Source organism: Pseudomonas sp. SDO5271_S396, assembly GCF_054071795.1.
Map to the genome: position 1 here is coordinate 1 of NZ_JBSVWB010000150.1, position 210 is coordinate 210.

General features: G+C 53.8%; 1 protein-coding gene. It reads right to left on the bottom strand.

Annotated elements, in window-relative coordinates; genetic code table 11:
• Positions 1 to 15: 15 nt before the first annotated feature.
• The gene (locus tag ACW9IN_RS30225; protein ID WP_457369261.1) at positions 16 to 192 is read right to left on the bottom strand and encodes a general stress protein; all 177 of its coding nucleotides are present in this window, start codon (positions 190 to 192) and stop codon (positions 16 to 18) included.
• Between the last annotated feature and the right edge of the window lie 18 nt (positions 193 to 210).

Consider the following 210-nt stretch of genomic DNA (forward strand, 5'->3'; position numbering starts at 1 on the left):
TCGGCGACGCCTCAATCAAGACTTCCTGGAGCCTGGGGCGTGGCTATGAGCCCCGCCTTTTTTGCTTGCTTCAGAAGCCTTCTCGCGGTCATTGGCGAAGTTGCCGCCTGAACCCTGGCCGCCGCTTTTACGGTTTGGGTCTTTCTGTTCTTTGTGACCAGCACCTGGGGTAGTTTTTCCACTATTAGCCATTTTGAAAACCCTCAATGA

Excerpts from the sequence above, each read along its gene's own strand:
- ACW9IN_RS30225 (WP_457369261.1), bottom strand. The coding sequence starts at position 192 with ATGGCTAATAGTGGAAAAACTACCCCAGGTGCTGGTCACAAAGAACAG.